The sequence below is a fragment of the Desulfosarcina cetonica JCM 12296 genome, assembly GCF_001311845.1.
In the GTDB taxonomy this organism is placed as follows: domain Bacteria; phylum Desulfobacterota; class Desulfobacteria; order Desulfobacterales; family Desulfosarcinaceae; genus Desulfosarcina; species Desulfosarcina cetonica.
In genome coordinates this window covers 1-4,505 of record NZ_BBCC01000308.1, presented here as the reverse complement: position 1 = coordinate 4,505, position 4,505 = coordinate 1, and the positions used below count along the sequence as shown (strand labels likewise).

General features: G+C 60.6%; 5 protein-coding genes, 1 pseudogene and 1 riboswitch. Of the genes and pseudogenes, 5 read left to right on the top strand and 1 reads right to left on the bottom strand.

The genetic code is table 11. The features are described 5' to 3' along the window. The coding region (locus tag JCM12296_RS32630; protein ID WP_157068119.1) for a radical SAM protein at window positions 1-232 on the bottom strand (232 nt) is incomplete at its 3' end. 86 nt (window positions 233-318) lie between these two features. Next, window positions 319-526: riboswitch (cobalamin riboswitch) on the top strand. Between the two features lie 111 nt (window positions 527-637). On the opposite strand from JCM12296_RS32630, the gene JCM12296_RS48625 reads away from it, so the two are divergent. The 5 genes and pseudogenes from JCM12296_RS48625 to JCM12296_RS51145 form a co-directional block, all read left to right on the top strand. Then, window positions 638-769, top strand: coding sequence for a hypothetical protein (locus JCM12296_RS48625; RefSeq protein ID WP_281492241.1), 132 nt, complete (start codon window positions 638-640; stop codon window positions 767-769). After that, a complete protein-coding gene (locus tag JCM12296_RS32625; protein ID WP_054701890.1) occupies window positions 769-2,292 on the top strand; it encodes a PepSY-associated TM helix domain-containing protein in 1,524 nt (507 codons plus the stop codon). Before JCM12296_RS48625 ends, JCM12296_RS32625 begins: the two co-directional genes overlap by 1 nt. A gap of 32 nt (window positions 2,293-2,324) precedes the next feature. After that, the gene (locus JCM12296_RS48620) at window positions 2,325-3,110 is read left to right on the top strand and encodes a cobaltochelatase subunit CobN (RefSeq protein ID WP_157068118.1); all 786 of its coding nucleotides are present in this window, start codon (window positions 2,325-2,327) and stop codon (window positions 3,108-3,110) included. Beyond that, the gene (locus JCM12296_RS48615; RefSeq protein ID WP_054701884.1) at window positions 3,065-3,745 is read left to right on the top strand and encodes a cobaltochelatase subunit CobN; all 681 of its coding nucleotides are present in this window, start codon (window positions 3,065-3,067) and stop codon (window positions 3,743-3,745) included. The genes JCM12296_RS48620 and JCM12296_RS48615 overlap by 46 nt, the downstream gene beginning before the upstream one ends. Beyond that, a pseudogene (locus tag JCM12296_RS51145) lies at window positions 3,658-4,505 on the top strand (cobaltochelatase subunit CobN); the annotation flags it as partial. The gene JCM12296_RS48615 and the pseudogene JCM12296_RS51145, both read left to right, overlap by 88 nt.

Here is a 4,505-nt window from a genome sequence, read left to right as displayed (position 1 = left end):
CGGTGTCGCGTGCCAGCCGGGCGGCCGTTTCGATGGCCCCCGGCACCAGGGTGGGCTCCCCCCCGGTCAGTTGCAGGTGAAACGACTGCCCACTGGAAGCCACCAGATCGATCGCCGCCCGGATCACCGTTTCCGGCATATCCGCTTGATCGTGACCGTCTCCGTTGTAGCAATAGACGCAACGCAGATTGCAGCGCCGGGTCAATGCAAGAATCAGATACCGAATCGCCATCCGTACACCTCAGGAGTCAACGTGGAAGACCATTTCATGCCATGATGGTTTTTTATTGACAATCGAAAAGCTTTTACGAGATATCATCGCACTTGACGATCATAGGTGTCCTTCGCGACTTAATAGGGAATCCCGTGCAAATCGGGAGTGGACCCGCCGCTGTGACATCCCTGTTTCCAGCCTGTGCTGGAAACGACGCTGTTGGCCCCGACGCCACTGTTCGCTTTTTCGCGAACGGGAAGGCCGCCAGCAGCCGGATGAAGCCAGAAGACCTGCCTTTGATGAATCGGTAAAGCCCATCGCGGATCAGGGTATTTTACCGCAACGGATCAATCGGTTCGGGATAAAAAACGGTATCCCCGCACCCTTTCGGGCGCGGGGATTTTTTTTTGGAGAATACCATGCATGCAAGCCTTGCCCCCTTACAAGAAGGTTCGAGATAAAATAGCCGTGCAAAAACCAACCCGAATCATGTTCACCGGTTCAAAAAGCCTGCACAAATACATCGGCCTGATCGCCTGGTCTACTTTTTGTTGATGGCTATCAGCGGCGTGCTGCTCAACCACCCATTGATGATTCGAGGCATATCCGTACCGCCGGGTTGGCTGCCGCCCGGCTTCCGCCATGTCAATTGGGATCGGATGGCCATGCGCGAGGTGGTCTTCTCTCCCAATGATCGATCGACGATGATGGTGGGCGGCAGGGCCGGCGTGTGGCAAAGTCGGGATGGCGGCCACACCTTTTCGGCCCTTGGCGCTGGATTTCCTTCCTCGGCCTATGACCGGGACACCTTTTGCCTGCTGCTTACCGCATCCTCACGGCCGCCGTATCTTTATGCCGGCACCCGTTCCGGATTGTACCGCTACGATTTCAAGCAAGCGCATTGGCAGGCCATCGACCGGGACCATTTCGGAAATGTCGAAATCGTGGACCTGGTCCAGCGGAAGGATCAGCTTCTCGTGTGGACCGGCAGCGGGTGTTATATCCTGGACGAAACGCAGGCAAGACCGGTACTGCATCCCACGGCGCTACGTTCGGATACCCCTGCGCCCGTTCGTGCGCCGCTGACTCGCCTTTTGCTCAGACTGCATGACGGTTCCGTCCTGGGCGTACCGGGAAAGCTGATGGTCGACGGGGTGGGCCTGCTGTTGGGGTTTCTCTCTTTTTCGGCCATTTTCATCTGGTTCATCCCCTGGAGAAACAAGCACCTAAAAACACGGGGCAACGGCAGTCGCCTCTTCCGCAGCCTGCATATGTATCACCGCAAGGTCGGCATTTGGGCCGCCGTATTGCTGGCCATCATCGCCCTGACCGGCGTATTCATCCGCCCGCCGTTTCGCCAGACCATTGCCGGCAGCAGGGTTCCGGCCGGTTGGTTGGGCAAGGCCCGATCGGCTGTGCATGGGTGGGAACGCATCGACCGGGCCGTCTATCTGGCGCAAGATGACAGTATACTGATCGCCACGGACAACGGGTTTTTCAAGGGACCGGCAGACTTCTCACGACCGTTTGAGAAATTGGTCATCAACCTGCCGGTGGGCGGCATGGGCCTCGACGTGCTGGACCCGCTCACCGATGGGCGCTTGCTCATGGGGTCGTTCCGAGGGCTTTATGTCTGGGATCCGGCCACGAATGCCATCACGAATATCCGGGGGCGATCGACCGCCGGCGGTCACAATCCGGGGAAATCCGTGGATCGGGCGGTCGGCGCCGCCATCTTCAAGGGCGAACTCCTCTTCTGGGCCGACTATCGAGAAGGGCTCAAGATGGTCCGGTCCGATGCCGCGCAACCGGTCATGCCGCCGGAAATCGCAGCCCATGCCGGCTTGTCCCTGTGGCACGTCCTCTTTCTTATCCACAACGGCCGCATCTTCCAGGACTGGATCGGTAATTACACCGGTTGGATCGTTCCCATCGGCGGGATCGCACTCGTCATCGTCGTTCTGTCGGGCAGTTATGACTGGCTTCACCGCAAGGGCGTGTGGCGGAAGAAAAAGAAAAATGGCCAGCCTAGACCAACCCCCAAGGCGCACCCCGCGCTGGTGAAACGGGTGCGTTGAACCGCATCCGATTTGATTTTGGACGGGAAAAAATGAAAATCGCCTATTTCAGCGTAACCTCCAACGAGATCCCCAACCTGAGCGAAGCGGCCAGGCGCTTCATGGAAGCGGTCGCACCGCTCGAGATCATCGCTCGTACCCGCACCCAGCTGGAAAACGATCCGGAACGCCAGGCCGAATTCGTGCGCCGGGCCCTGGCCGCCGATGCCGTGGTGGTCACCCTGATGGCCGGGAGTCATTCCTGCCCGGCCTGGGAAGCATTGGTCCAAACCATAGGGGGCCGACGCAACGCCGGGATCAAGACCCCGTATCTGCATGTCCAGCCCACCGGCAGCAATGCGGAATCACTGGCCCTGGTGCAGCAGCACTCCGACGGCATGGACAGCGACGCCTGGCAGACCCTGAGCCGTTATTATCGTTATGGGGGTGTGGAGAACCTGTTCAACCTGCTGGGTTTTCTCTACCACCGGGTGTGTGGCGGCAGCATCACCATCGATGCGCCGTTTCAGCCACCCGATGCGGGTTTGTATCATCCGGACCGCGGCTACATCCAAGATGCCGAGGCCTTTCGCGCGACCCTGGACCCGGCCAAAGCCACGGTGGGCATCTGGTTTTACCAGAATTTCTGGACCAGTAACAACAAGGCGCACATCGACGCCATGGTTCGCGAAATCGAAGCGCAGGGCGCCAACGTGATCTGCGTCTTCCACATGCGCTTCAAAGACACCCTATTGGCAACCGGGGCGCCGATGACGTGGTCGAGCATTTTTTCATGCAAGACGGTCGGCCGGCGATCGATGTCCTCATCAATCCGGTGATGTTCAGCCTGCAGACCGCCTCGCCCGACTACAAAGGACTGCTGGCGCGTCTGAATGTCCCGGTCATCCAGGCCATCGCCACCGGCCGCAGCATCGCCGAATGGGAGGCCAGCGACCAGGGGCTCAACACCGTGGACATCACCATCAGCGTGGCCCAGCCGGAACTGGACGGGGTGATCATCACCGTGCCGGTAGCCTCCAAGCAGTGCGTGGACATCGACCCCTTGACCGGCGCGGCGGTCAACAAATACGTGGCCATTGCCGAACGCATGGCCAAGATGGTGCGCCTGGCCCTGAATTGGGCGGCGTTGCGCCGCAAACCCAACGCCGAAAAGAAGGTCGCCATCGTCTTTCACCACTACCCGCCGCGCAACGACCGCATCGGCTGCGCCGCGGGCCTGGACTCCTTTGCCAGCGTGGTGGATCTGCTGCGCGCCATGAGAAAAAAAGGGTACGGCGTCGACACCGACTACCCCAACGGCGATAGCCTGGCCCAGGATCTTTTAGCCGGCATGACCTGCGACCAACGCTGCTGCCGCCGGAGCAGATGGCCGCTTGCGCCCGGGCTTCGGCCGGCCCCGAGGACTACGACGACTGGCACGCCGGCCTTCCCGAAACCGTTCGTGAGAAGATGATCCAGGACTGGCAGCCCATGCCCGGGGATCTGTTCGTGAACGAAAACCGCCTTTTTTTCCCGGGTCTGATCAACGGCCATGTTTTTCTCACCATCCAGCCGCCGCGGGGCTATTTCGAGCAGTTGGACAAACTCTACCACGACCCGCGCCTGTCGCCGCCCCATCACTACCTGGCTCACTACCGCTGGATCACGGAGTCTTCGACGCCGATGCCGTGATTCACGTGGGCAAGCACGGCAGCCTGGAGTGGCTACCGGGCAAGGCCGTGGGACTTTCCGCAACCTGCTACCCGGATCTGGCCATCGGTGATCTGCCCAACATCTACCCTTACATCATCAACGACCCCGGCGAGGCACCCAGGCCAAGCGCCGCGCCTATGCCTGCATCATCGATCACCTGCCGCCACCCTTGGCCAATGCCGGTCTTTACGAGGATCTGGCCGAGCTGGAAAATCTGCTGGCGGAATATCAGGCGGCAACCCTTCAGGATCCGGGCAAGCGCGATCTGCTGGCCCGCATGATCTGGGAAGCGGCCGAAAAGGCGGAGATCGCCGCCGATTTGAATCTCGACAAGGAAGCCGCCTTGGCCGAGGTGGAGACGTTTCTGGAAACCCTGCATCACTACTTGAGCGAAATCGCCGACACGGCCATCGCCGACGGCCTGCACATTCTCGGCCGGGCGCCGACCGGGGAGGCGCTGGTCCGTAACCTGGTCCAGATGACCCGCCTGGCCAACGGCGAGGTGCCGTCCCTGCGCCGGG

Excerpts from the sequence above, each read along its gene's own strand:
- JCM12296_RS48620 (WP_157068118.1), top strand. The coding sequence starts at position 2,325 with ATGAAAATCGCCTATTTCAGCGTAACCTCCAACGAGATCCCCAACCTG.
- JCM12296_RS32625 (WP_054701890.1), top strand. The coding sequence starts at position 769 with ATGGCTATCAGCGGCGTGCTGCTCAACCACCCATTGATGATTCGAGGC.
- JCM12296_RS48625 (WP_281492241.1), top strand. The coding sequence starts at position 638 with ATGCAAGCCTTGCCCCCTTACAAGAAGGTTCGAGATAAAATAGCCGTG.
- JCM12296_RS48615 (WP_054701884.1), top strand. The coding sequence starts at position 3,065 with ATGCAAGACGGTCGGCCGGCGATCGATGTCCTCATCAATCCGGTGATG.